Genomic DNA, 2,329 nt, shown 5'->3' on the forward strand with positions numbered 1-2,329 from the left:
AAACATATAGGTAGTCTCTGAAAATAGCTTATTTATGTGGCGATTATTAGAACATTGGATATTGTCTTAGGAGAGATTGACAGATAAAATGGCAAACATATAGGTAGTCTCTGAAAATAGCTTATTTATGTGGCGATTATTGGAACATTGGATATTGTCTTAGGAGAGATTGACAGATAAAATGGCAAACATATAGGTAGTCTCTGAAAATAGCTTATTTATGTGGCGATTATTGGAACATTGGATATTGTCTTAGGAGAGATTGACAGGTAAAATGGCAACTTTAGGTAAGGGCAATCAAGATACTAATATAGAGATTTTTCATAAATATTATAGACAGATATAAGTAAAGATGAAGCTAAAAGAAGTAAAAGAGATTTTAAAGGCTGAGACAATAGGGGTTGTTAATTTAGAAATAGAAATAAAAGTAGGTTGTGGATCTGATTTAATGAGCGATGTCTTGGCTTTTATTAAGCCAGAAGCTCTTCTTCTTACTGGATTGATCAATCCTCAGGTAGTTCGAACTGCAGAGATGGTAGATATAAAAGTAATTTGTTTTGTCCGAGGTAAAAATCCTCCTATTGAGACAATGGCCTTAGCCAAGGAAAAAAATGTTTCTCTTCTGAAGACAAAATTTTCTATGTATGAAGCTTGTGGAAAATTATATCAAAGAGGATTAGCTGGATCTTAATAGAAAAGGAGAGGAAATTAAGGCAATGGTTAAATGATCGAGAAGATTAGTATTGTTCATCAACTTGCTTATGATTTAAAAGTTGGTCAGGTGATGAAGAAAGAAGTAATTACGATTAGTCCAGATAGGACGATTATTGACTTACGGCAACTTCTTCGAAATTACCGAATTTCAGGGGCACTAGTAGTTGATCAAGATAAGTTAGTGGGCATTATTAGCCTAGAGGATTTTATTAAGTGTTTAAGTGATGGTGAAATGAATGCTCTGATCTCAGAGAAGATGACTTCAGTGGTAAAAGTGTTATATGAAGATGAGCTTCTTTCTAAGGCCATTAATGAATTTAATAAATTTAATTATGGAAGATTTCCAGTCCTGGCTCGGGAAAGTGGAAAATTAGTAGGCATTGTCACTAAAGGAGATATTGTTCGTGGGTTATTGCAAAAATTAGAGAGTGAATTTTACGAAGAAGAGGTGAAGCGATTTCGAGTGAGCCATATATTTGAAGATATTATGGCTCATAGAGTAAGTTTAGCCTTACAGTATGATATCACGGGAGGTGACTTTAAGAAAGCCGGAGAAGCTTCCAGCGCTCTCAAACAGACTTTGACCCGATTAGATATTCAAAAGCCGCTTATTCGAAAAATAGTAATAGCTAGCTATGAAGCAGAAATGAATATGGTTATTTTTACTAATAAAGGGCAAATGAAGGTTATTATTCAGCCAAAAGAGATTAAGATTAATTTTACAGATCAAGGACCAGGGATTATTGATCTTAAACAAGCGATGCAAGCTGGATTTTCTACGGCTCCAGCACGAATACGAGAGATGGGATTTGGGGCCGGAATGGGACTACCTAATATCCAAAAATGCGCTGATCAAATGGAGATAAGCTCAAAGGTAGGCAAAGGGACAACGATTGACCTTATCTTTAATATTAACTAAAGTGAAGTGTTATCTTAAAGATTATCAGAGTATCCGAGAAGCAAAACAAGGTATTGGAAATTATTTAGCTTTCTATAACCATGATAGACTACATCAATCTCTTAATTATTTAACTCCAGTTGAGGTTCATTTTAATTAAGAATAATTTAAGTGTAACTTAAAAAACCTAAAAAATTGTCTTGACAAATGGGTCCACCTCACCTGATCGTAAAAAAGCAAGGGAGAATTTGACTATTCTGTAGAGAGGAGGTTTTCTCATTATGAAAAAGCATCTTACCGGTTTGATCAAAAAGTTTGGAGACCATTATGTATCCCTATGTCTGGAATTAAATGTTTCAAGTCAAGGAGAAAGTATTGAAGAGGCAAAGCGTATGCTTGAGGAGGCATGTGAGGAGTATCTCTCTTATATGAATGATGAGGGGTTACAAGATCAGATGAAATCAGTCCCATTAGAGATATTACATGAATTTCTTGTAGAAGATGTAGATGTAATTCGTCCTTCACAAGACTGGACTTATTCTGAAAGTTTGTCCTTTGAGGTCTTAGCAAATGCCTAATGTAATACCAAAATGAAAATGTCCTAATCTGGCAAAATGAAAATGTCCTGTTTAAGGATGTAAAATATCCCTCAAAAAAGGAGGGAGAAATGGAAGAAAAGGACATTTTCGAAATGAGCAAAAAAGAGTGGGCAAGATT

General features: G+C 34.7%; 4 protein-coding genes. All 4 read left to right on the top strand.

Annotation, left to right across the window (positions count from 1 at the left end):
- Positions 1-352: 352 nt before the first annotated feature.
- The 4 genes from KJ849_02290 (at position 353) to KJ849_02305 (ending at position 2,190) form a co-directional block, all read left to right on the top strand.
- Positions 353-691: a hypothetical protein gene (locus KJ849_02290; protein ID MBU2599390.1), complete on the top strand. Its 339-nt coding sequence runs from the start codon at positions 353-355 to the stop codon at positions 689-691.
- Positions 692-724: 33 nt separating this feature from the next.
- Positions 725-1,633, top strand: a complete 909-nt coding sequence (locus tag KJ849_02295) for a CBS domain-containing protein (protein MBU2599391.1) — start codon at positions 725-727, stop codon at positions 1,631-1,633.
- On the top strand, positions 1,608-1,772 hold the full coding sequence (locus KJ849_02300; GenBank protein ID MBU2599392.1) for an IS3 family transposase: 165 nt from the start codon (positions 1,608-1,610) through the stop codon (positions 1,770-1,772). Before KJ849_02295 ends, KJ849_02300 begins: the two co-directional genes overlap by 26 nt.
- A 121-nt stretch (positions 1,773-1,893) precedes the next feature.
- A complete protein-coding gene (locus KJ849_02305) occupies positions 1,894-2,190 on the top strand; it encodes a type II toxin-antitoxin system HicB family antitoxin (protein ID MBU2599393.1) in 297 nt (98 codons plus the stop codon).
- The last annotated feature ends 139 nt before the right edge of the window (positions 2,191-2,329 follow it).

The sequence above is a fragment of the bacterium genome (genome assembly GCA_018830565.1).
Lineage (GTDB): Bacteria > UBA9089 > JAHJRX01 > JAHJRX01 > JAHJRX01 > JAHJRX01.

Coding starts and splice junctions, on each gene's coding strand:
- KJ849_02290 (MBU2599390.1), top strand. CDS start 353: ATGAAGCTAAAAGAAGTAAAAGAGATTTTAAAGGCTGAGACAATAGGG.
- KJ849_02295 (MBU2599391.1), top strand. CDS start 725: ATGATCGAGAAGATTAGTATTGTTCATCAACTTGCTTATGATTTAAAA.
- KJ849_02305 (MBU2599393.1), top strand. CDS start 1,894: ATGAAAAAGCATCTTACCGGTTTGATCAAAAAGTTTGGAGACCATTAT.